Below are 22,662 nucleotides of genomic sequence, written 5' to 3' on the forward strand. Positions count from 1 at the left end.
TAGCGTTTAATGAAAAAGGTTCTCTGCGCGTTAGGCCTGGCGGTTGCTTCGATGAGTGCGGCTCTGGCTACCACGTACCCACTCACCATAGAAAACTGCGGGTATAAAGAGACCTTCACCAAAGCGCCGGAACGCGTCGTGGCCCTGGGTCAGAATACCGTCGAGATCCTGCTTCTGCTGGGTCTGGAAGATAAGGTCAAAGCCAGCGCCTTCTGGCCGACCAAAGTGCTGCCGCAGCTGGCTGAGCAAAACGCCAAAATCAAAACGCTGACCGTCGAAATTCCGACGCTTGAATCCATCCTTGCGCAAAACCCCGATTTTGTTCCTGCCCAGCTTCCGCTGCTGCTCGGGCCGGAGAGTAAGGTCGCAAAACGTGAAGATCTGGCCACCGTCGGCGTGAACAGCTATTTATCACCGGGCATGTGCGCTACCAAAAAGGCCGCAGGCGATATGTACGGCAGCCGCCACACGCTGTGGGATATGACGTACCTTTATAAAGAGATTGAAGATTTCGCGAAGATTTTCAACGTTGAAGCGCGCGGCCAGGCCGTTATCGCGGATTTCAAAAAACGCGAGGCCGACCTGCGTCAGGAATTTGGTAAAAACAAAAAAGACCTCTCCTTTGTTTTCTGGTTCTCAAGCGCCTCGCCTTCGGCGGATGCCTATGTCGGCGGGAAAAACAGCGCCTCCGGTTTTATTGCCAACGTGCTGGGCGGCCATAACGCCATTACCGCTGAGTCTGAATGGCCGACCGTCGGCTGGGAAAGCATTATCGCCGCGAACCCGGATGTGATTGTCGTCTCCAGTCTGGACCGCAACCGCTGGGCGCTGGATAACGCGGAAGAGAAAATCAAATTCCTGAAAAGCGATCCTGCCGTCAGCCAGTTGGACGCGGTGAAGAAGGGTCATATTGTGGTGATGGACGGCCAGGCCATGAACCCGACGATTCGCACGATTTACGGCGCTGAACAGGTCGGCGAACAGCTCAGAAAACTGGGGCTGAACTGATGACCGCAGCCGTACTTCAGGCCCGACAGGGTCTGTTTCTGACCACGTCTGCTCTGCTTGCCGTCGTCCTGCTGTTTTTGGTGATTGCTCTCGGCGTCAGCGTCGGTGAACTGTCGATTCCGCTGTCCAACGTCTTTTACGCTATTGGCAATAAGCTGGGGCTGACAGACGTTCCGCTCAACCGCATCTATGAGAGCGTGATCTGGGACTTTCGCCTGAGCCGCGCGCTGGTGGCGGCCTGCTGCGGCGCGGGGTTAGCCATCTGCGGCGCCGTGCTGCAAAGCCTGCTGAAGAACGCGCTGGCGGAACCCTACGTGCTCGGTGTATCGGCGGGTGCCTCAACCGGGGCGGTGTCGGTCGTCGTATTGGGGATTGGCACCGGCGCGGTGTCGCTCTCTGCGGGCGCGTTTGCCGGGGCGTTTGCCGCCTTTGCGTTTGTCGCCTTCCTGACGAACGGCGCGCGTGGCGGCAATGAACGCACCATTCTGGCGGGCGTTGCCGCCTCACAGCTGTTCAACGCCATTACCGCCTATACCATCAGCACCTCCGCCAGCGCGCAGCAGGCGCGCGACGTGATGTTCTGGCTGCTGGGCAGCTTCAGCGGCGTGCGCTGGCCGGAATTCCAGCTGGCATTAGTGGTCGTGCTGGCGGGTCTTGCCGTCTGTCTTTACTATTCCCGGGCGCTGGACGCCTTTACGTTCGGTGATGACGCCGCCGCCTCGTTAGGCATTGCCGTACCCTGGGTGCGTCTTGCCTTGTTCACCACCACTGCACTGATTACCGCGACCATCGTCAGCATGGCAGGCTCAATTGGCTTTGTAGGGCTGGTGGTGCCGCACGTCATGCGCTTCCTGTTCGGCCCCCTGCACCGCACGCTGCTGATTGCCAGCGCGCTGGCGGGCGCGATCCTGATGGTGCTGGCTGATATCGCCTCGCGCATGCTGATTGCCCCGCAGAGCCTGCCCGTCGGCGTCGTCACCGCGCTGGTGGGCGTGCCGTTCTTTGCCGTGATCATCTACCGCTCAAGGAATAAGTGATGAGTATCTGCGCTGAAAATATTACCTGGACGGTAGGCAAAAAGGTCATCGTCAATGACGTCTCGCTGAAGGTTTCACGCGGCGAAACGGTAGGACTGCTCGGCCCTAACGGCTGCGGCAAATCGTCGCTTTTGCGCATTCTGGCAGGCCTGCGTCGCCCGGACAGCGGCAGCGTTACCCTGGACGGTCAGGACATCTCCCGCATTGCCAAAAAGCAGCTGGCGCGGCGCGTGGCGTTCGTTGAGCAGCACGGCATGACCGACGCCAACATGCGCGTGCGCGACGTCGTCAAACTGGGGCGTATTCCGCACCATTCTCCCTTCTCGAACTGGAGCACGCAGGATGACGAAACCGTCACCGCGGCTCTGCAGCGTGTCGATATGCTGGACCGCAGCGAGCAGGGCTGGCTGAGCCTGTCCGGCGGCGAGCGTCAGCGGGTACATATCGCCCGCGCGCTGGCGCAAACGCCAACCGAAATCCTGCTGGACGAGCCGACCAACCACCTCGACATTCATCATCAGATGCAGCTGATGCAGTTGATCAGCGAATTACCGGTCACCAGCATCGTCGCCATCCACGATCTTAACCACGCCTCAATGTTCTGCGATTCGCTGATTGTGATGCAGAAAGGGCAAATTGTGGCGACGGGAACACCGCAGGAAATCCTGTCCGAAGAGTTGCTCTGGGACGTTTTCCGGGTGAAAACCAAAATTGAGATCTCACCGTTCCATGGTAAAAAACATATCCATTTCATGGTGTAGGGGCGAATAAACCGTATGCCTTTGCGCCCCGCCACCGCGCTCTGGCCGCCCGTTTTACTGGGCAGCCAGTTTGTGTTTAACATTGGCTTTTACGCCGTCGTCCCCTTCCTGGCGATATTTCTGCGCGATGATATGCTGCTCTCCGGCGGGCTTATCGGGCTGATCCTGGGCCTGCGCACGTTCTCACAGCAGGGGATGTTTATCGTTGGCGGTGCGCTCTCGGACCGGTTTGGCGCGAAAGTCATTATCCTCAGCGGCTGTATTGTTCGTGTTTCAGGCTATCTGCTGCTGGCCTTCGGGGGATCGCTGTGGCCGATTATTCTGGGCGCGTGTCTGACGGGCGTCGGCGGCGCGTTATTTTCTCCGTCTATTGAGGCATTGCTGGCGAAAGCGGGGACGAACAGCGAGGCGAAAGGGAAACGAAGCCGGGCGGAGTGGTTTGCGCTCTTTGCCGTCTGCGGGGAACTCGGCGCGGTACTGGGCCCGGTTGCGGGCGCCCTGCTCACCGGGCTGGGCTTTCGTCAGGTGGCGCTGGCAGGCGCAGGCGTCTTTGTCATTGCGTTAGTGGTGCTCTATTTCTGCCTTCCAGCTGCTGCCCACCGTCCACAGACGCTAAAAATAGTGCCCTGGTGGACGACGTTTCGTCAGCCGCGCTTTGTCGCCTTTATCATTGCCTACAGTTCATGGCTGTTAAGCTATAACCAGCTCTATCTGGCGCTGCCGGTGGAGATACAGCGCTCCGGCGGTAACGAAAAAGATCTCGGCCCGCTTTTTATGCTGGCCTCCGTTCTGATCATCACGTTACAGCTGCCGCTGGCGCGCTTTGCCCGACGCGTGGGCGCGGTGAGGATCCTGCCGGTGGGCTTTTTGCTCCTCTCTGCCGCCTTCGCAAGCGTGGCGATGTTTGCGGCAACGCAACCGCCTGAGGGCTGGCTGCGGCTTCTGCCCTCGGTCTGTTTTGTGACGCTGCTGACGCTGGGACAGATGCTGCTGGTGCCCTCGGCAAAAGATCTCATTCCACGGTTCGCCGGGGAATCAACGCTGGGGGCGCACTACGGCGCGCTCTCTACCGCCGGAGGCATCGCGGTCCTGGCCGGAAATTTGTTGTTTGGCAGCCTGCTGGATCGCGCACTGGTGCCTTCAACGCAGGCGATTTACCCCTGGCTGCTGCTGGCCCTCTTCCCGCTCTGCAGCGCGCTGGCCCTGAATGTGATTTGCCGCCCGCTACGAAGCTGAACGGTTCACTTTTTCGGGCGGTATTTTTCCGGTAATTCCGGCACCGGACGACGGTCATCAATCAGATGGCGGATGGTCAGAATGGGGTGTCGCCATAACATACGCGGGCCTGCCCAGCGCATAATATGCTTCATCTCTTCACGTCTGGCGGGCTGGTAGCAGTGCACCGGGCACTGCTTACAGGCGGGCTTTTCCTCACCAAAAACGCACTTATCCAGGCGTTTATGCGCATAAGCCTTCAGCGCCTGATAATGCCCCTCATCCTGAGCAGCCTGTGGACACTGTTTCTCGTACAACGCGATCATCTTCGCGATGGTCTCTTTTTCTCGTGATATGCGTTTACCGGTCATGGTGACTTACCGAACAATAAGATGCATAAATAATACACCTTTAAGCATTGAATTTCAGTTGTTGCATTTCGTTTCCTGAAGCCTGATTCCAGTATTAACCCTGCGCCACCTGAAAATCACTGGTATTTTATACAGGCATCAGGAATGACCGTTGTCCGTATAGTCTGGAGACCCTATGAAAGAGATCGCGATCGGCCAACCCTACCGCCATTTAAAAGTGGGATATTTCAGAAAACGTCACGAGGATCGAAAAACGAAGATACCAAAGCGGTACAGCGTGCATGCGGCGCTGAGCTTAAAAGGAGACTGGCTTGAAAAAGCGGGCTTTACCACCAACTCCCAGGTCAGAGTGGGCGTGGAGCATGGAAAAATCGTCATTGAGTTAATGTCGGAAGGCACCTCGTAAAGCCGCGACATTTTTCTGCGCCGTACCTTTTTTTCATGCGACAATAGAAGGAACAAACGGCCACTGTGCCGCTCAAAACGTAATATTTTCAAAGAAATGGACATCATAACTCCATGAGCACAATCGACAATTTCGACGCACATACGCCCATGATGCAGCAGTATCTGAAGCTGAAGGCACAGCATCCGGAAATCCTGCTGTTTTACCGTATGGGCGATTTTTACGAGCTGTTTTATGACGATGCTAAACGTGCGTCGCAGTTGCTCGACATCTCGCTGACCAAACGTGGCGCATCCGCAGGCGAGCCGATTCCAATGGCTGGCATCCCGCACCACGCGGTTGAAAACTACCTGGCGAAACTGGTGAATCAGGGGGAGTCCGTCGCTATCTGCGAGCAGATCGGCGATCCGGCAACGTCAAAAGGCCCGGTTGAGCGCAAAGTCGTGCGCATCGTCACGCCGGGCACTATCAGTGATGAAGCCCTGCTTCAGGAGCGCCAGGATAACCTTCTGGCGGCGCTGTGGCAGGACGGCAAGGGTTTTGGCTACGCCACGCTGGACATCAGCTCCGGGCGTTTTCGACTGAGTGAACCGGCTGACCGCGAAACAATGGCTGCCGAACTGCAGCGTACTAACCCGGCAGAGCTGCTCTATGCCGAAGATTTCGCCGAAATGGCGCTTATCGAAGGCCGTCGCGGGTTGCGCCGTCGTCCGCTGTGGGAATTCGAAATTGATACCGCACGCCAGCAGCTGAACCTGCAGTTTGGCACCCGCGACCTGATTGGCTTTGGCGTGGAAAACGCCCCGCGCGGGCTATGTGCCGCAGGTTGTCTCCTGCAATACGTGAAAGACACCCAGCGCACCGCCCTGCCACATATTCGCTCTATCACCATGGAGCGCCAGCAGGACAGTATCATCATGGACGCCGCCACGCGCCGTAACCTGGAAATTACCCAGAACCTGGCGGGCGGCGTGGAAAACACGCTTGCGTCGGTCCTCGACAATACGGTGACGCCAATGGGCAGCCGTATGCTAAAACGCTGGCTGCATATGCCGGTTCGCGATACGAATACGCTGGTTTGCCGTCAGCAGACGATTGCCGCGTTGCAGGATCGCTATAGCGAGCTGCAGCCGGTTCTGCGCCAGGTGGGCGATCTGGAGCGTATCCTTGCTCGTCTGGCACTGCGCACAGCGCGGCCACGCGACCTCGCGCGCATGCGTCATGCTTTCCAGCAGTTGCCGGAACTGCGTGCGCAGCTGAGTGACGTTGACAGCGCGCCGGTGCAGAAACTCCGCGAAACCATGGGCGAATTTACCGAGCTTCGCGAGCTGCTGGAGCGCGCCATCATTGATGCCCCTCCGGTTCTGGTGCGCGATGGCGGCGTGATTGCCCCTGGCTACAACGAAGAGCTGGACGAATGGCGCGCACTGGCCGACGGCGCGACGGACTACCTCGATAAGCTGGAAATCCGTGAACGCGAGCGTCTTGGGCTCGACACGTTGAAAGTGGGATATAACGCGGTACACGGTTACTACATTCAAATCAGCCGTGGCCAGAGCCACCTCGCACCGATCCACTACGTACGTCGCCAGACGTTGAAAAACGCCGAACGCTACATTATTCCCGAGCTGAAAGAGTACGAGGACAAAGTCCTCACCTCGAAAGGCAAAGCGCTGGCCCTGGAAAAACAGCTGTATGACGAGCTGTTCGACATGCTGATGCCGCACCTGGCCGACCTGCAGCTCAGCGCCAGCGCGCTGGCGGAGCTGGACGTACTGGTGAACCTGGCAGAACGCGCGGAAACGCTGAACTATACCTGCCCGACCTTTACCGACAAGCCCGGCATTCGTATTACGGAAGGCCGTCACCCGGTCGTTGAGCAGGTGCTGAACGAACCGTTCATCGCTAACCCGCTGAGCCTGTCACCGCAGAGAAGAATGCTGATCATTACCGGTCCGAACATGGGCGGTAAGAGCACCTATATGCGCCAGACCGCACTCATCGCACTACTGGCGTATATCGGCAGCTACGTCCCGGCGCAGAAAGTGGAAATTGGGCCAATCGACCGCATCTTTACCCGCGTCGGGGCGGCGGACGATCTGGCGAGCGGCCGCTCAACCTTTATGGTCGAGATGACCGAAACGGCAAACATTCTGCATAACGCGACGGAGCATAGCCTGGTGCTGATGGACGAAGTGGGACGCGGAACGTCAACCTACGATGGCCTGTCTCTTGCCTGGGCCTGTGCCGAAAGCCTGGCAAATAAAATCAAGGCATTGACGCTGTTTGCCACCCACTACTTCGAACTGACGCAGCTGCCGGAGAAAATGGAGGGCGTTACCAACGTCCACCTGGATGCGCTGGAACACGGCGACACAATTGCCTTTATGCACACGGTGCAGGACGGCGCAGCGAGCAAGAGCTATGGCCTGGCCGTAGCGGCGCTGGCAGGTGTGCCAAAAGAGGTGATTAAACGCGCGCGTCAGAAGCTGCGGGAGCTGGAAAGCCTGTCGCCGAACGCGGCAGCCACGCAGATTGACGGTACGCAGATGTCGTTGCTGGCACCAGCGGAAGAGACGTCACCAGCGGTGGAAGCGCTGGAAAACCTCGATCCGGACTCCCTGACGCCGCGTCAGGCGCTGGAATGGATTTATCGGCTGAAGAGTCTGGTTTAGTATTCTGCGGTCTGTTTTGTCGGGTGGCGGCTTCGCCTTACCCGACCTACAAAACCCGTAGGCCCGGTAAGGCGAAGCCGCCACCGGGCTTTTTTTTACAACAACGGCGGGATCGTCGGCACCTGCGGCGCCTCGTCAATATCCTTCTGCGTCATGCGGAACGCTTCAGGGTAATGCTCGCGGCTGGTACGGCGCAGCGGTTCGGTATCGCGCCAGGTATACAAACAATGCTGGCACTGGTAAACGGTCCAGACCCCTTTTACGGGCGACGTCGCCATCACTTCAATATGGTCATCGGCACAACGTGGACAAATCATCTTTTCCTCCTTATTGGCGTGCTGCCAGCATCGCGGTCAGTTTTTCGGCCCAGGCTTTGGTTTCAGGCAGATCCTGTACCGGCTGGCTGTAGTGACCACGGGTGTCCGGCGCGACAGGTGTGGTGGCATCGATAATCAGTTTGTCGGTAATGCCCGCCGGGCTGGATCCAGGGTCAAGCTCAAGGACCGACATGTTCGGCAGTTGCACCAGATCCCCTGCCGGGTTCACTTTTGACGACAGTGCCCACATTACCTGCGGGAGGTTGAACGGATCGACATCCTCATCCACCATGATGACCATCTTCACGTAGCCCAGACCGTGCGGCGTGGTCATGGCGCGTAAACCGACCGCGCGGGCAAAACCGCCGTAGCGTTTTTTGGTGGAGATAATCGCCAGCAGGCCGTGGGTGTACATCGCGTTCACCGCCTGCACTTCCGGGAATTCCGCTTTCAGCTGCTGGTAGAGCGGCACGCAGGTAGCCGGTCCCATCAGATAGTCAATCTCGGTCCACGGCATGCCGAGGTAGAGGGATTCGAAAATCGGCTTGGTGCGGTAAGAGACTTTGTCGATACGGACCACCGTCATGTTGCGGCCACCGGAATAGTGTCCGGTAAACTCGCCGAACGGCCCTTCGATTTCACGCTTGCGGCCCTCAATCACCCCTTCCAGGATCACTTCAGAACCCCAGGGCACATCAAAGCCGGTCATCGGCGCGGTGGCAATCGGGTACGGGCTTTCACGCAGCGCGCCGGCCATTTCATACTCGGACTGATCGTATTTCAGCGGCGTGGCGCCCATCAGGGTGATGATTGGGTCGTTGCCGAGGGTTATCGCAATCGGCAGGTCTTCACCGCGCTCTTCCGCTTTATGCAGATGCAGGGCGATATCGTGCATCGGAACCGGCTGGAGGCCGAGCTTGCGTTTGCCCTTCACTTCCATACGGTAGATCCCGACGTTCTGCTTGCCGAAGTGGTCCGGGTCGAGCGGATCGCGCGAGACAACGCACGCTTTATCGAGATAAAAACCGCCGTCACCGTCGTTCAGGCGAAACAGCGGCAGGATATCGAACAGGTTAATGTCTTCGCCGTCCACCGTATTCTGCGCCCAGGCCGGGTTGGCGCGGCGCTCCGGCGTGACGGGGAATTTATCCCAGCGGCGGATAAACTCGTCGATCTGTTTTTTTACCGGGGTATTCGCCGGCAGCCCCATCGAAATGGCGTGGTTCTGCCAGGAGCCGATGGTGTTCATCACCACGCGGGCATCGGTAAAGCCACGAATGTTGTCGAACCACAGCGCGGGCGCGCCGTCGCCAATGCGGCCGGTCGCGTTGGCTGCCGCCGCCAGATCCGGCTCGGCGTTAACCTCTTCCTCAATTTTCAGCAGCTGCCCTTGCTCATCGAGCGCCTGCAGGAAGCTTCTCAAATCATCAAATGCCATCTTTATTCTCCTGTGAAAAATGTTTCGCCTCCCGCAAACCGTTCCAGCGGCGCGCCTTTTTATGCTCCAGACCGAACTGGTCGAGCACGCGGGTCACAATATGCTGGGTAATGTCATCGGCGGTTTGCGGGTGGTTGTAATACGCAGGCATGGGCGGCACCATCGCCACGCCCATGTGTGAAAGTGCAAGCATATTCTCAAGATGAATGGTGCTGAGCGGCGTTTCACGGGGAACCAGCACCAGCTTGCGCCCTTCTTTCAGCACCACGTCTGCCGCACGTCCCACCAGCCCCTCGGCGTAACCGGCGCGGATACCCGCCAGCGTTTTCATGCTGCAGGGAATGACGATCATGCCTTCGGTGCGAAACGAGCCGGAGGAGATGGTGGCGGCCTGGTCAGCCGGACTGTGGACAACGTCAGCCAGCGCAGCAACGTCCTGCGCGGTGTAAGGCGTTTCCAGCTCAATGGTGGTTTTTGCCCACTTTGACATGACCAGATGCGTCTCCACCTCCGGCATTTCCCGCAGCGCCTGCAGCAGCGCCACGCCCAGCGGCGCGCCTGTTGCTCCCGTCATTCCTACTATCAATCTCATTCATCACCTCAATAACTTGTTCGTACACGAACATTATAGGTAAGCTACTCCAGGATTTTTTTCATGACAAGATCGTTCGCATACGATCACACGAATGGCTAAAAAATGCCGCGTTAAAATTGAGAGCAATAGCGGCTATCATAGAGGGAGATTTTTTTCGTCGGAGTGTTCATGGAACTAAGACAAGAGGCGTTCCACCTGTTACGTCAGCTTTTTCAACAGCATACCGCGCAGTGGCAACATGCCTTACCGGAACTGACCAAGCCACAGTATGCGGTGATGCGCTCCATTGCCGAGCATCCGGGTATTGAACAGGTGGCATTGACCGAAGTGGCGGTCAGCACGAAAGCGACCCTGGCGGAGATGCTCAGCCGCATGGAGGCGCGCGGGCTGGTCAAACGCGAGCACGATCCTGCCGATAAGCGCCGCCGGTTTGTCTTCCTGACGCCAGAAGGCGAAGCCCTGCTTGCAGGCTGTAAACCGGTTGGCAACGAGGTGGATGAGGCGTTTTTAGGACGTCTTAACAAGGCCGAGCGGGAGCAGTTCTCTGCGCTCATCAAAAAGATGATGCACGATTAATTCACGCTGGTGCGCATAAAATTAATAAAGGTGCGCACTTTCGCTGACACATGCCGGGCATCGGGATAAACCGCATAGATACCCTGCTGCGCAAAGGTATATCCCGGTAAAACCGGAACCAGTTTTCCCGCATCAAGCGCATCGCGCACCAGCCATTCCGGCAGTAACGCCACGCCACCGCCTGCGAGTGCAAAGGCCATCAGAGCCTGAGCGCTGTCGGCAAACAAACGCGGCGCTTTTATTATCTCCAGCGTTTCAGGCACACCGTTGGCATCTTTTACCTGCCAGTGCAGCGGCGAAGATAAGCGCTCATGAATAATCCAGTCGGCATGCGCCAGCTGCTCAAGCGATTCAACCGGATGGTTAGCCAGCCACTCGGGCGTCGCGACGGGCAGGATGGAGAAGTATGAAATCAACGCGGCGTGGTAGCGCGAATCAGCAAGCGTCCCCAGGCGAATGGCGACGTCAAAGCGCTCCGAGATCAGATCGGCATGCAGCGATGATGAAACATGACGCACGCGAAGATCCGGATGCTGCTGGCTAAACCTGGCAAGCAACGGCACCACAACCTGTGAACCGTACTCGGGCGTGGTGGTAATCCGCAATTCTCCCGTGAGCCCCGCATGATTCGCACGGACATCATCCTGCAGCTGTTCCGCCGCCTTCAGAAGCGCGACGCTACGCTGGTGAAAAAGCGTGCCCGCCTCGGTTAACGTCAGACGGCGGGTGGATCGCAGCAGCAATGTCACCCCCAGCTCCGCTTCGAGCTGACGAATGTTAAAGCTGACCACGGCTTTTGTCAGGCCCATCGCATCAGCAGCGGCAGTAAAGCTGCCGGTGTCGGCCACCGCGATAAACATCGCCGTGCGCTGTAAGTTAATCATCATCTCTCATTTTACTGTCAAAATATTTTTGACAGTATATCGTGCTTTGTCGCGTTTATCCGTGCTTCAACGGCCGATACGATATGCCACCTCACCGGAGGAACCATCATGACGTATCGCAGCAAAGTCGCCGCTGTCTATCTGCTGGGCTTTTTTCTTGATCTGATTAACATGTTTATCGCCAGCGTCGCCTTTCCGGCAATGGCTCACACCTTTAACGCCACGCCTTCAGCGCTTGCCTGGGTCAGCAACGGGTACATTGCCGGCCTGACGCTGGTGATCCCTTTCAGCAGCGTACTGACGCGGCGCATTGGGCCAAAGCGCGTTATCCTGCTCTCGCTTTTTCTGTTCAGCGTGGCCTCTGCTGCGGCAGGCTTGTCTGCAACACTGGAAAGTCTGATTGCCTGGCGAGTACTGCAGGGCGTGGGAGGTGGCTTATTGATCCCCGTCGGACAGGCGCTCACCTGGCAACAGTTTCAGCCTCATGAGCGAGCCAGACTCTCGTCAGCGGTCATGCTGGTGGCGTTACTTGCTCCCGCTTGTTCCCCTGCGCTCGGAGGCGTGCTGGTAGAGGCGCTGAGCTGGCGATGGATATTTTTCGTCACGCTCCCGGTGGCCATCGTGACCTTTGTGCTGGCCTCCCAGTGGCTTAAACACGAAATATCGCCGATAAAAACAAGCAGGCTGCTAAACCTGTCTTTACTGGTGGATCCGCTTTTGCGGTTTTCCATGCTCGTCTATTTATGCGTTCCTGGCGTGTTTATTGGGGTCAACGTCACGGGTATGTTTTATCTTCAGCACGTGGCAAACATAACCCCAGCCGCTACGGGAATGCTCATGCTGCCGTGGTCCGTGGCATCGTTTATCGCCATCACAACAACGGGACGCTATTTTAACCGTATCGGCCCCCGACCGCTGATTGTTATCGGCTGCCTGTTGCAGGCGACGGGTATTCTGCTTTTGATTAACGCCAGTTCGGCTACGCTGCTACCTGCCGCTGCGTTTACCCTGATGGGCGCGGGGGGAAGCCTGTGCAGCAGCACGGCGCAGAGCAGCGCTTTTCTGACCACGCGCCGTGAAGAGATGCCGGATGCCAGCGCGCTGTGGAATCTTAATCGTCAGTTTAGCTTTTTTGCCGGCGCCCTGCTGCTGGCGGAGGCGCTGAACCTGGCGCAGAACTATCTGCCACCGCTCGCCGCCTGGCACGGGATGTTTCTTTTTGCCACAGGCATGACCTTGCTGCCTGTCCTGTACGTTTTTCGTCTTAACAATACGCAGGTGCTCACCCAGCTGCGACAGGAGAATCCATGACGCCTTTTGAACATGAAATTATCGACCTCCACATTGCGCTTGAAAACTGGTTAGGCAAAGGCGAAGGCGAGCTCCACGCTCTTCTCGCCCGCTTCCATCCAGATTTTCTGATGATCCCGCCGGGCGGTGTTCATATCGACTATGTCGGTCTTGTCAGTTTTCTGGAAAACCAGCGCGGAAGCCGTCCCGGACTGAAAATCGTCCTTGACGAATTATCCACGATCCAGCGCTGGGATCACGGCGCGGTACTTCACTACCGGGAGACGCAAACCCGGCCGGACCTGCCCGTCAACGTGCGCTGGTCAACCGCAGTGCTTAATCAGGAAGGCGGCAGGATTACATGGCGACTGCTGCACGAAACGGCACAGCCGTAACACAAAAGAAAAAGGCCCGTCTCACGACGGGCCTTTTTTGACGAAAGGATGCTTATTCGCGGAACAGCGCTTCGATATTCAGACCTTGCCCCTGCAGGATTTCACGCAGGCGACGCAGACCTTCTACCTGAATCTGACGAACACGTTCACGGGTCAGGCCAATCTCACGGCCGACATCTTCCAGTGTCGCAGCTTCATACCCCAGTAAACCGAAACGACGTGCCAGCACTTCACGCTGTTTGGCGTTCAGTTCGAACAGCCATTTGACGATGCTCTGTTTCATGTCATCGTCCTGCGTGGTGTCTTCCGGACCGTTGTCTTTTTCATCGGCCAGGATGTCCAGCAGCGCTTTTTCGGAGTCGCCACCCAGCGGGGTGTCAACCGAGGTAATGCGCTCGTTGAGACGCAGCATACGGCTTACGTCATCAACCGGTTTGTCGAGTTGCTCTGCAATCTCTTCCGCACTTGGCTCGTGGTCCAGCTTATGGGACAACTCGCGCGCAGTACGCAGATAAACATTCAACTCTTTGACGATGTGAATCGGCAGTCGAATCGTACGGGTCTGGTTCATAATAGCCCGTTCGATGGTCTGACGAATCCACCAGGTCGCGTAGGTTGAGAAACGGAACCCGCGTTCCGGGTCAAACTTCTCAACTGCGCGGATGAGACCTAAGTTGCCCTCTTCAATCAGATCCAGCAGAGCCAGACCACGATTGCCGTAACGGCGGGCAATTTTCACGACCAGTCGCAGGTTACTTTCAATCATGCGACGACGCGAGGCAACATCACCACGCAAAGCACGACGTGCGAAATAGACTTCTTCTTCGGCCGTTAGCAGTGGGGAGTAACCAATCTCCCCAAGGTAAAGCTGAGTCGCGTCCAGTACACGCTGTGTGGCGCCCTGCGATAACAGCTCTTCTTCAGCCAAATCGTTATCACTGGGTTCCTCTTCTACTAAGGCTTTTTCGTCAAAAGCCTCTACTCCGTTCTCATCAAATTCCGCGTCTTCATTTAAATCATGAACTTTCAGCGTATTCTGACTCATAAGGTGGCTCCTACCCGTGATCCCTGAACGAGACACCCTGGCTGGCATGCCCCGTCAATTTATCGCTGCGGCAAGTACTGCAGCGGGTTTACGGATTTCCCCTTGTAACGAATTTCAAAATGCAAGCGTGTAGAACTGGTTCCGGTGCTACCCATGGTAGCGATTTTTTGCCCCGCCTTAACTTCTTGTTGTTCCCGGACCAGCATTGTGTCGTTATGGGCGTAGGCACTCAGGTAATCATCGTTATGTTTGATGATAATGAGATTACCGTAACCGCGCAGTGCGTTACCGGCATACACAACGCGTCCGTCTGCGGTCGCGATGATAGCCTGTCCTTTACTGCCTGCGATATCGATCCCTTTGTTGCCACCCTCAGAGGTTGCGAAGTTCTCGATAATCTTGCCGTCAGTTGGCCAGCGCCAGGTGGTGATTGACGAGCTGGCATTCTGACTGCTTGCAGTCGGTTCAGTAGAGCTAACCACAGGTGCCGTAACCGGTGCTGTGACAACAGTCGCAGTCCCTTTATTATTCGGCAACATTTTGTTAGCAGTCTGATCACCTGAATCCTCAGAATACGTAATTACCGGTTGTGAAGCAACCACCGTGGTGGATTTTTGTGCAGGCTTAACGCTGTTATTTTGCGCAGTCACATCGGCCGCTGAAACCGTGTTGCCAGGCGTCAGTGGCGTACCCGTTGCGTTGCCTACCTGGAGCGTTTGCCCGACTTCCAGACCATACGGGGCCTGGACGTTGTTACGCTGCGCGAGGTCACGGAAGTCGTTCCCGGTGATCCACGCAATATAGAACAGCGTATCACCGCGTTTCACGGTATAGGTGCTGCCGCCGGTATAGCTGCCTTTCGGAATGTTCCCATACTGACGGTTATAGACTATGCGGCCATTTTGGGTCTGAACAGGTTGTTCCACTGGCTGAATCTGCGTTGGCTGCGTCGTTGGACGCTGAATCGGCTGGATTGGCGGATTTTGTTGCGCTGTGGCAGTCCCCATTTTAGGCGGCGGCGTGATCAACATTCCGCTGGACGTGTTACCCGAGCCGCTGTTTCCGCCAACGGAACTGACGGGCGCAGGCGCATTGTCAGAACTTGTACAGCCTGCCAGCCAGAGCGAAACCAGTGATAATGCCGCAACACGGCTGATGGTGAATTTAGGGCTTCCCGCGCTCATTTATCCCCCAGGAATGTGTTAACTACCAGTGACTTAAAATTAACCGTGATGACACGAGTCTTTCGCGCCACACCATACGCTGAATTTGCCTTAATAACCCTGGATAATTCCGAGTCTCAGGCCAACTCCCCCTTCACCAGAGGCACAAAGCGTACGGCTTCCACGGTGTCGATAATATACTCGCCGCCGCGCCGACGAACGCGCTTTAAAAGCTGCTGCTCGTCCCCGACGGGCAGAACAAGAATGCCCCCCTCATCCAGCTGCGACAACAGTGCAGCGGGAATTTCAGGCGGAGCCGCCGTCACGATGATAGCGTCAAACGGGGCGCGAGCCTGCCAACCCTGCCATCCATCACCGTGGCGTGTCGAAACATTATGTAAATCAAGTTGTTTCAGGCGACGACGCGCCTGCCACTGCAGACCTTTGATCCGCTCTACGGAACAGACATGGTGAACCAGATGCGCCAGGATCGCGGTTTGATACCCCGACCCGGTGCCAATCTCCAGCACGCGCGAGTCGGGCGTGAGCTCAAGCAGCTCCGTCATGCGCGCCACCATGTAAGGCTGTGAAATCGTCTGGCCTTGCCCGATAGGCAGCGCCACGTTTTCCCACGCTTTGTGTTCAAACGCCTCGTCTACAAATTTCTCACGCGGAACCTGAGCAAGCGCCTCAAGCACGTGCTCGTCGCGGATCCCCTGTGCGCGAAGTTGTTCCAGAAGAGTTTGTACACGTTTGCTTACCATTGCGCGTTCACTCCTGCGCGATCCAGCCAGCCCGACACCACATCATGCGCGCTATACGCGGTTAAATCTACGTGCAGCGGAGTCACCGAGACATAGCCTTCATCCACGGCGGCGAAGTCGGTATCCGGACCCGCATCGCACTTATCGCCAGGAGGGCCGATCCAGTAAAGCGTATTGCCGCGAGGATCCTGCTGCGGGATCACCTGATCCGCCGGGTGCCGGCTTCCACAACGCGTAACGCGAATGCCCTTAATCTCATTGAGAGGAAGATCCGGCACGTTGATGTTGAGAATGCGCCCGGTACGCAGCGGCTCGCGGCCAAGCGCCCGCAGGATCGAGCAGGTCACCGCGGCGGCGGTGTCGTAGTGCGTGTGGCCGTTTAACGAGACCGCCAGCGCCGGAAACCCGAGATGACGCCCTTCCATTGCGGCCGCCACGGTGCCGGAGTAAATCACATCATCGCCGAGGTTAGGCCCGGCGTTAATGCCGGAGACGACGATATCCGGACGCGGGCGCATCAGGGCGTTCACGCCCAGAAACACACAGTCCGTCGGCGTGCCCATCTGGACGGCAATATCGCCATTTTCAAAAGTAAAGGTGCGAAGCGACGACTCCAGCGTCAGTGAGTTAGACGCTCCACTGCGGTTACGATCGGGAGCCACAACCTGCACATCCGCAAATTCGCGGAGGTGCTTCGCCAGGGTCTGAATGCCTGGCGCGTGGATCCCGTCATCGTTACTCAGCAATATTCGCATAATCACCCGAGGTGTTGATAAGTTCCCTGACAACACTGGTGGCGAAGCTACCTGCCGGCAGCCAGAAGCGTAACTCGACGGTTACGTCATCCCACCAGTTCCAGCTTAACTGCTGCGGATAGAGCAGCATCGCGCGGCGTGCTGCTTCGACTTTTTCCCGCACCAGCAAGGATTGTAATTCCGGCGCATCCGCCACGGCGGACTGTTCAGCAACCAACGCATCGCCCTGCGTCCCCCAGTCGCCCGTACCGGGCAACGCGGCGGTAATCATCAGCGCTTTGGCGTCCACGCGCGACTGAACATCGGCCATTTCTTCGGCCGTAGCCACAAACCAGCTTCCGCGTCCCGCTAATTGTAGCGCATCGCCAACAACAACTTGATTCGCGTCCGATTTTTTCAGCCGTTCGCTCACAATCTGATTAAACAACGCGCTGCGGGCCGCCGACAACCAAAAACTGCGTTTATTCCTGTCGCGCACCGGCGCATCGCTTTGCGCCCAGCGCAACGCACCCTGCAGGTTGCTGCCGCCAATGCCAAAGCGCTGCGCGCCAAAGTAGTTCGGGACGCCGCGTTCATTAATGGCATTCAGGCGCGTTTCAACGTCTTCGCGGCTGGTCACTTCACGCAGTACCAGCGTGAAATGGTTGCCTTTTAAGGCTCCCAGTCGCAATTTGCGCTTGTGGCGGGCGTACTCCAGTACCTTACAGCCCTCAAGCTCAAATTTGCTTAAATCAGGCATCGCATTGCCGGGCACGCGCGCGCAGAGCCACTGTTCAGTGACGGCATGTTTATCTTTCTGCCCGGCAAAGCTCACTTCCCGGGCATGAATTTTGAGGAATTTTGCCAGCGCGTCGGCCACAAAGCGGGTGTTGCAGCCGTTTTTCAGAATGCGCACCAGGATATGTTCGCCTTCGCCATCGGGCTCAAAGCCCAAATCCTCGACCACGAGGAAATCTTCCGGGCTGGCTTTCAGCACCCCGTTCCCCTGCGGTTTACCGTGCAGGTATGTCAGGTTGTCAAAGTCCGTCATTTTGCCGCCTTCACCAGCAGCGCCACGGCTTCACAGGCAATCCCTTCGCCACGACCGGTAAAGCCCAGTTTCTCCGTGGTGGTGGCTTTGACGTTCACGTCGTCCATATGGCAGCCCAAATCTTCGGCAATAAACACGCGCATCTGCGGAATGTGCGGCAGCATCTTCGGTGCCTGAGCAATGATTGTCACATCAACGTTGCCGAGGGTGTAGCCTTTCGCCTGAATGCGGCGCCACGCTTCGCGCAGCAGCGCGCGGCTGTCTGCTCCTTTAAAGGCCGGGTCGGTGTCCGGGAACAGCTTACCGATATCGCCCAGCGCGGCAGCGCCCAGCAGCGCGTCGGTCAGCGCATGCAACGCCACGTCGCCATCAGAATGCGCCAGCAGCCCTTTTTCGTAAGGAATACGTACGCCGCCAATGATAATTGGGCCTTCTCCGCCAAAGGCGTGTACATCAAAACCGTGTCCAATTCGCATTATGCCTTCTCCTGATGGGTCGAACGGGTAAGATAAAATTCCGCGAGATGTAAATCTTCCGGGCGCGTCACTTTTATATTATCAGCGCGCCCTTCAACAAGCTCAGGGTGAAAACCGCAATACTCCAGCGCGGAGGCTTCATCCGTGATGGTCGCCCCTTCGTTAAGCGCACGCGTTAAGCAGTCATGGAGCAGTTCGCGGGGGAAAAATTGCGGCGTCAGCGCGTGCCATAAATCGACGCGCTCTACGGTGTGGGCGATAGCCTGCTGGCCCGGCTCGGCGCGCTTCATAGTGTCGCGCACCGGAGCGGCCAGAATCCCCCCCACTTTGCTGGTTTCGCTCAGCGCCAGCAGGCGCGCAAGATCGTCCTGATGCAGGCACGGACGCGCCGCGTCATGCACCAGAACCCACCGCGCGTTTCCGGCAGCCTGAATGCCAGCCAGCACGGAATCTGCGCGCTCGGCACCGCCATCAACAACGGTAATCTGTGGGTGGTTCGCCAGCGGTAGCTGCGCAAAGCGCGCATCGCCTTGGCTGATGGCGATGACCACGTGCGTCACCCGCGGGTGCGCCAGCAGCGCCGCCACGGCGTGCTCGAGGATCGTTTTATCGCCAATTGAGAGGTACTGCTTGGGACATTCTGTCTGCATGCGCCGGCCAAAACCTGCGGCCGGCACCACGGCACATACGTCCGAAAAAGTTGCTGCCATGTCGTAATCCTGGGCCTGATTATCGATTGTTTTGTGCTGAGCCCTGATTGCGTTTAGACGCATCCGGAACCAGACGATAAAAGGTTTCGCCCGGCTTAGTCATACTGAGTTCATTGCGCGCGCGTTCCTCAATCGCTTCCTGGCCACCATTGAGGTCATCAATTTCAGCAAAGAGTTGATCGTTTCGCGCCTTAAGTTTGGCATTTGTTGCCTGCTGAGCCGCGACGTCATCGCTCACCCGGCTGTAGTCGTGCAGTCCGTTTTTACCGAACCACAGCGAATATTGCAGCCAGACCAGCAAAGCCAGCAACAGCAGCGTTAGTTTACCCATCCTGCCCCCTGAAAAAACGGCATCATCATCCCATAACTTTCCGCTGGACTCTACTGCGGGGTTTTAATTATGTCGTAAGTTAGCCCATCAGCCATAAAAACAGCAGGCCAAAGATGACGACAACGGTGGCAATCGTGATAACCGTACTGTACAGAAGTTTGCCGTTGAAAAGAGAGTGCAGCGCAACGCCCACAACGACCGCAACGGGCATCAGCGCCAGGAAGAAGGGCCAGGTGTAGAGGAAGAAGAAAAGGGTGTTACCACCGTAGATCAAAAACGGGATACCCAGCGCCAGTAACCACGACGCGAAGCCGACTATCGCCCCAGGAAAGGACCAGGTCGTCTCGTCATCGGTGGTTAACGGTTCCGACCCGGTGGTGATAATGTAGTTTTCGCTGTTGCGCATAGCTAATCCTGTGACCGTGACTCATCGTTCGGGAAGACAGCTCCCGAACGATACCGCCTCAGGATCTGATAATATCGTCCCGTCTGAGCAGGTCTAATAATTGGCTTACTAAATTTGTTACCAATTGTTGACCCTTCAGGTGAATCTCAGGCGATTCAGGCGCTTCGTAAACCGAGTCAATTCCCGTGAAGTTTCGCAGTTCACCGGCCCGCGCTTTTTTGTACAGCCCTTTCGGATCGCGCGCTTCGCAAATCTCCAGCGGCGTATCGACAAACACTTCAATAAAGCGATCCTGGCCCACGCGCTCGCGCACCATCTGGCGCTCGGCGCGGTGCGGCGAGATAAACGCGGTCAGCACCACCAGCCCGGCATCCGCCATCAGGCTGGCGACTTCTCCCACCCGGCGGATGTTCTCTTTGCGGTCGTCGTCGCTAAACCCCAAATCGCTGCACAGGCCGTGACGCACGTTGTCGCCATCCAGCAGATACGTGCTTACGCCCTGCTGATGCAACGCTTCTTCCAGCGCGCCCGCTACCGTGGATTTACCCGAGCCGGACAGCCCGGTAAACCACAGCACAACCCCACGGTGACCGTGGAGCTGTTCGCGCTGGGCGACGGTGACCGGATGAGGATGCCACACGACGTTCTCATCATGGGCGGCCATTACTTGCCTCCCAGCAGATCGCGTGCGCCCCAGTGCGGGAAGTGCTTACGCACCAGCGCGTTAAGCTCCAGCTCGAAGGCGCTGAATTCAGAGGTCACGCTTGCCTGCGCGTTAGGCTCGCGCACCATCCCCGCACCAACGGTAACGTTGGTCAACCTGTCGATAAAGATCAGCCCGCCCGTTACCGGGTTCTGCTGATATGGATCCAGCACCAGCGGCTCGTCGAAGGTCAGATCAACCAGACCGATCCCGTTCAGCGGCAACTCGCTGACGTCACGGTGGGTCAGGTTATTGATGTCCACCTGGAACTGAATACCGTCCACGCGGGCGCGGGTTTTCTTGCCCGCAATTTTGATGTCGTAGCTCTGGCCGGCGGTCAGCGGCTGTTCGGCCATCCACACCACATCCACGGAGGCGCCCTGCACCGCCGCCAGCGTTTCCTGCGCGTCGACCAGCAGGTCGCCGCGGCTGATATCAATTTCGTCTTTGAGCACCAGCGTGACCGCTTCACCCGCACCGGCCTCAGGCAGATCGCCGTCGAAGGTCACGATACGCGCAATCGCTGACTCCACGCCGGATGGCAGCACCTTCACGCGCTGTCCCACCTTCACGGCACCAGAGGCGATAGTGCCGGAGAAGCCGCGGAAATCGAGGTTAGGGCGGTTCACGTACTGCACCGGGAAGCGCATCGGCTGGGTGTCGACCACGCGTTGAATTTCAACGGTTTCGAGCACTTCCAGCAGCGTCGGGCCGCTGTACCACGGCATGTTCGCGCTCTGGGAGGCGACGTTATCCCCTTCCAGCGCCGAGAGCGGCACAAAGCGAATATCGAGGTTGCCCGGCAGCTGTTCGGCAAAGGTCAGGTAGCTCTGGCGGATCCCCTCGAATTTCTCTTCGCTGAAGTTCACCAGATCCATCTTGTTGACCGCCACCACCAGGTGTTTGATCCCAAGCAGCGTGGAGATAAAGCTGTGGCGACGGGTTTGATCCAGCACGCCTTTACGGGCGTCCATCAGCAGGATCGCCAGGTCGCAGGTGGACGCGCCAGTCGCCATATTGCGGGTGTACTGCTCGTGCCCCGGGGTGTCGGCGATAATAAATTTGCGCTTCTCGGTAGAGAAGTAGCGGTAGGCCACGTCGATGGTGATGCCCTGCTCGCGCTCCGCCTGCAGGCCGTCGACCAGCAGCGCCAGGTCGAGTTTTTCACCCTGGGTGCCGTGGCGTTTACTGTCATTGTGCAGGGAAGAGAGCTGATCTTCGTAAATCTGCCGCGTGTCGTGCAGCAGGCGGCCAATCAGGGTACTTTTCCCGTCATCCACGCTGCCGCAGGTCAGAAAGCGCAGCAGGCTTTTGTGCTGTTGGGCGTGCAGATACGCTTCTACGCCGCCTTCGTTGGCAATTTGTTGAGCAATAGTGGTGTTCATGGCGGCTCCTTAGAAATAACCCTGACGTTTCTTCAGCTCCATGGAGCCTGCCTGGTCGCGGTCAATCACGCGCCCCTGTCGCTCACTGGTGGTGGACACCAGCATCTCTTCGATGATCTCCGGCAGCGTCTGCGCGCTGGATTCCACCGCGCCGGTCAGCGGCCAGCAGCCGAGGGTGCGGAAACGGACCATCTGTTTTTTGATCACTTCACCCGGCTGCAGGTCGATGCGATCGTCGTCGATCATCATCAGCATGCCGTCGCGCTCCAGCACCGGGCGCTCGGCGGCCAGATACAGCGGAACGATCTCAATATTTTCCAGATAGATGTACTGCCAGATATCCAGCTCGGTCCAGTTAGAGAGCGGGAAGACGCGAATGCTTTCGCCTTTGTTAATCTGGCCATTGTAGTTATGCCACAGCTCCGGGCGCTGGTTTTTCGGGTCCCAGCGGTGGAAGCGGTCGCGGAAGGAGTAGATACGCTCTTTGGCGCGGGATTTCTCCTCGTCACGGCGCGCGCCGCCGAAGGCCGCGTCAAAACCGTATTTGTTCAGCGCCTGCTTCAGCCCTTCGGTTTTCATGATGTCGGTGTGTTTGGCGCTGCCGTGAACGAACGGGTTAATGCCCATCGCCACCCCTTCCGGGTTTTTGTGCACCAGCAGCTCGCAGCCGTAGGCCTTCGCGGTACGGTCGCGGAACTCGTACATTTCGCGGAATTTCCAGCCGGTATCCACGTGCAGCAGCGGGAACGGCAGCGTACCCGGATAAAACGCTTTACGCGCCAGGTGCAGCATGACGCTGGAATCTTTACCGATGGAGTACATCATCACCGGGTTAGAAAACTCGGCGGCCACTTCGCGGATAATATGGATACTTTCCGCTTCAAGCTGCCGCAGGTGAGTAAGTCGTTTTTGGTCCATAACCGTTC

26 protein-coding genes are annotated in these 22,662 nt (G+C 57.5%); 9 read left to right on the top strand and 17 right to left on the bottom strand.

Going from position 1 to position 22,662, the window contains the following annotated elements:
• Positions 1-9 precede the first annotated feature (9 nt).
• The 4 genes from ACWKXT_RS15190 to ACWKXT_RS15205 are packed head-to-tail and all read left to right on the top strand — an operon-like array spanning position 10 to position 4,042.
• Complete coding sequence (locus ACWKXT_RS15190; protein ID WP_454532785.1) at positions 10-1,008, top strand: ABC transporter substrate-binding protein; 999 nt, start codon at positions 10-12, stop codon at positions 1,006-1,008.
• Positions 1,008-2,045 (top strand): FecCD family ABC transporter permease, encoded by a 1,038-nt coding sequence (locus tag ACWKXT_RS15195; protein WP_039274321.1) that lies wholly within the window; start codon positions 1,008-1,010, stop codon positions 2,043-2,045. Before ACWKXT_RS15190 ends, ACWKXT_RS15195 begins: the two co-directional genes overlap by 1 nt.
• A complete protein-coding gene (locus tag ACWKXT_RS15200; RefSeq protein WP_454529638.1) occupies positions 2,045-2,806 on the top strand; it encodes an ABC transporter ATP-binding protein in 762 nt (253 codons plus the stop codon). Before ACWKXT_RS15195 ends, ACWKXT_RS15200 begins: the two co-directional genes overlap by 1 nt.
• A gap of 15 nt (positions 2,807-2,821) precedes the next feature.
• The gene (locus ACWKXT_RS15205; RefSeq protein ID WP_454529637.1) at positions 2,822-4,042 is read left to right on the top strand and encodes an MDR family MFS transporter; all 1,221 of its coding nucleotides are present in this window, start codon (positions 2,822-2,824) and stop codon (positions 4,040-4,042) included.
• A gap of 5 nt (positions 4,043-4,047) precedes the next feature.
• On the opposite strand, the gene ACWKXT_RS15210 is transcribed toward ACWKXT_RS15205, so the two are convergent.
• Positions 4,048-4,392 carry a nitrous oxide-stimulated promoter family protein gene (locus tag ACWKXT_RS15210; protein ID WP_454529636.1) on the bottom strand — a complete coding sequence of 115 codons (345 nt, stop codon included), beginning with the start codon at positions 4,390-4,392 and terminating at the stop codon, positions 4,048-4,050.
• Positions 4,393-4,567: 175 nt separating this feature from the next.
• Between ACWKXT_RS15210 and ACWKXT_RS15215 the strand changes: the two genes are divergently transcribed.
• Positions 4,568-4,798 (top strand): SymE family type I addiction module toxin, encoded by a 231-nt coding sequence (locus tag ACWKXT_RS15215; protein ID WP_454529635.1) that lies wholly within the window; start codon positions 4,568-4,570, stop codon positions 4,796-4,798.
• Positions 4,799-4,911: 113 nt separating this feature from the next.
• Positions 4,912-7,473, top strand: coding sequence for a DNA mismatch repair protein MutS (mutS, locus tag ACWKXT_RS15220; RefSeq protein ID WP_454532786.1), 2,562 nt, complete (start codon positions 4,912-4,914; stop codon positions 7,471-7,473).
• A gap of 95 nt (positions 7,474-7,568) precedes the next feature.
• Here mutS and ACWKXT_RS15225 read toward each other — a convergent pair whose 3' ends face one another.
• Genes ACWKXT_RS15225 through ACWKXT_RS15235 form a run of 3 tightly spaced genes read right to left on the bottom strand, consistent with a single transcriptional unit; the run spans position 7,569 to position 9,820 of the window.
• Positions 7,569-7,790 carry a non-oxidative hydroxyarylic acid decarboxylases subunit D gene (locus ACWKXT_RS15225; RefSeq protein ID WP_058686071.1) on the bottom strand — a complete coding sequence of 74 codons (222 nt, stop codon included), beginning with the start codon at positions 7,788-7,790 and terminating at the stop codon, positions 7,569-7,571.
• A 10-nt stretch (positions 7,791-7,800) separates the two neighbouring features.
• Positions 7,801-9,228, bottom strand: a complete 1,428-nt coding sequence (locus ACWKXT_RS15230; protein ID WP_454532787.1) for a non-oxidative hydroxyarylic acid decarboxylases subunit C — start codon at positions 9,226-9,228, stop codon at positions 7,801-7,803.
• Positions 9,218-9,820, bottom strand: a complete 603-nt coding sequence (locus ACWKXT_RS15235; RefSeq protein WP_454527382.1) for a non-oxidative hydroxyarylic acid decarboxylases subunit B — start codon at positions 9,818-9,820, stop codon at positions 9,218-9,220. The genes ACWKXT_RS15230 and ACWKXT_RS15235 overlap by 11 nt, the downstream gene beginning before the upstream one ends.
• Before the next feature lie 171 nt (positions 9,821-9,991).
• Between ACWKXT_RS15235 and ACWKXT_RS15240 the strand changes: the two genes are divergently transcribed.
• Entirely contained in the window at positions 9,992-10,399 is a 408-nt protein-coding gene (locus tag ACWKXT_RS15240) for a MarR family winged helix-turn-helix transcriptional regulator (RefSeq protein WP_023308984.1), read from the top strand.
• Here ACWKXT_RS15240 and ACWKXT_RS15245 read toward each other — a convergent pair.
• Positions 10,396-11,283 (bottom strand): LysR family transcriptional regulator, encoded by an 888-nt coding sequence (locus ACWKXT_RS15245; protein WP_454532812.1) that lies wholly within the window; start codon positions 11,281-11,283, stop codon positions 10,396-10,398. The genes ACWKXT_RS15240 and ACWKXT_RS15245 overlap by 4 nt on opposite strands.
• Positions 11,284-11,391: 108 nt before the next feature.
• Between ACWKXT_RS15245 and ACWKXT_RS15250 the strand changes: the two genes are divergently transcribed.
• Both ACWKXT_RS15250 and ACWKXT_RS15255 read left to right on the top strand, forming a co-directional pair.
• Positions 11,392-12,594 carry an MFS transporter gene (locus ACWKXT_RS15250; protein ID WP_454532788.1) on the top strand — a complete coding sequence of 401 codons (1,203 nt, stop codon included), beginning with the start codon at positions 11,392-11,394 and terminating at the stop codon, positions 12,592-12,594.
• Positions 12,591-12,968: a DUF4440 domain-containing protein gene (locus tag ACWKXT_RS15255; protein ID WP_454532789.1), complete on the top strand. Its 378-nt coding sequence runs from the start codon at positions 12,591-12,593 to the stop codon at positions 12,966-12,968. Before ACWKXT_RS15250 ends, ACWKXT_RS15255 begins: the two co-directional genes overlap by 4 nt.
• 52 nt (positions 12,969-13,020) lie before the next feature.
• Here ACWKXT_RS15255 and rpoS read toward each other — a convergent pair whose 3' ends face one another.
• The 12 genes from rpoS to cysD form a co-directional block, all read right to left on the bottom strand.
• Positions 13,021-14,013, bottom strand: a complete 993-nt coding sequence (rpoS, locus tag ACWKXT_RS15260; RefSeq protein ID WP_008499600.1) for an RNA polymerase sigma factor RpoS — start codon at positions 14,011-14,013, stop codon at positions 13,021-13,023.
• Positions 14,014-14,072: 59 nt separating this feature from the next.
• The gene (gene nlpD / locus ACWKXT_RS15265) at positions 14,073-15,197 is read right to left on the bottom strand and encodes a murein hydrolase activator NlpD (RefSeq protein ID WP_454532790.1); all 1,125 of its coding nucleotides are present in this window, start codon (positions 15,195-15,197) and stop codon (positions 14,073-14,075) included.
• Between the two features lie 116 nt (positions 15,198-15,313).
• On the bottom strand, positions 15,314-15,940 hold the full coding sequence (locus tag ACWKXT_RS15270; RefSeq protein ID WP_028014237.1) for a protein-L-isoaspartate(D-aspartate) O-methyltransferase: 627 nt from the start codon (positions 15,938-15,940) through the stop codon (positions 15,314-15,316).
• The gene (gene surE, locus ACWKXT_RS15275; RefSeq protein ID WP_028014238.1) at positions 15,934-16,695 is read right to left on the bottom strand and encodes a 5'/3'-nucleotidase SurE; all 762 of its coding nucleotides are present in this window, start codon (positions 16,693-16,695) and stop codon (positions 15,934-15,936) included. Before surE ends, ACWKXT_RS15270 begins: the two co-directional genes overlap by 7 nt.
• Complete coding sequence (gene truD / locus ACWKXT_RS15280) at positions 16,676-17,725, bottom strand: tRNA pseudouridine(13) synthase TruD (RefSeq protein ID WP_454532791.1); 1,050 nt, start codon at positions 17,723-17,725, stop codon at positions 16,676-16,678. The genes surE and truD overlap by 20 nt, the downstream gene beginning before the upstream one ends.
• Positions 17,722-18,201: a 2-C-methyl-D-erythritol 2,4-cyclodiphosphate synthase gene (gene ispF / locus ACWKXT_RS15285; protein ID WP_043956768.1), complete on the bottom strand. Its 480-nt coding sequence runs from the start codon at positions 18,199-18,201 to the stop codon at positions 17,722-17,724. Before ispF ends, truD begins: the two co-directional genes overlap by 4 nt.
• Positions 18,201-18,911, bottom strand: a complete 711-nt coding sequence (gene ispD, locus ACWKXT_RS15290) for a 2-C-methyl-D-erythritol 4-phosphate cytidylyltransferase (protein WP_454532792.1) — start codon at positions 18,909-18,911, stop codon at positions 18,201-18,203. The genes ispF and ispD overlap by 1 nt, the downstream gene beginning before the upstream one ends.
• A 19-nt stretch (positions 18,912-18,930) precedes the next feature.
• Positions 18,931-19,242 carry a cell division protein FtsB gene (gene ftsB, locus ACWKXT_RS15295; RefSeq protein WP_003862095.1) on the bottom strand — a complete coding sequence of 104 codons (312 nt, stop codon included), beginning with the start codon at positions 19,240-19,242 and terminating at the stop codon, positions 18,931-18,933.
• Between the two features lie 79 nt (positions 19,243-19,321).
• Positions 19,322-19,648, bottom strand: a complete 327-nt coding sequence (locus ACWKXT_RS15300) for a DUF3561 family protein (RefSeq protein ID WP_080330142.1) — start codon at positions 19,646-19,648, stop codon at positions 19,322-19,324.
• A 58-nt stretch (positions 19,649-19,706) separates the two neighbouring features.
• Positions 19,707-20,312, bottom strand: a complete 606-nt coding sequence (cysC, locus tag ACWKXT_RS15305) for an adenylyl-sulfate kinase (protein ID WP_080330141.1) — start codon at positions 20,310-20,312, stop codon at positions 19,707-19,709.
• A complete protein-coding gene (gene cysN, locus ACWKXT_RS15310; RefSeq protein WP_454532793.1) occupies positions 20,312-21,736 on the bottom strand; it encodes a sulfate adenylyltransferase subunit CysN in 1,425 nt (474 codons plus the stop codon). Before cysN ends, cysC begins: the two co-directional genes overlap by 1 nt.
• Before the next feature lie 9 nt (positions 21,737-21,745).
• The gene (cysD, locus tag ACWKXT_RS15315; RefSeq protein WP_006811770.1) at positions 21,746-22,654 is read right to left on the bottom strand and encodes a sulfate adenylyltransferase subunit CysD; all 909 of its coding nucleotides are present in this window, start codon (positions 22,652-22,654) and stop codon (positions 21,746-21,748) included.
• Positions 22,655-22,662: the final 8 nt, after the last annotated feature.

Source organism: Enterobacter sp. UPMP701 (assembly GCF_053709515.1).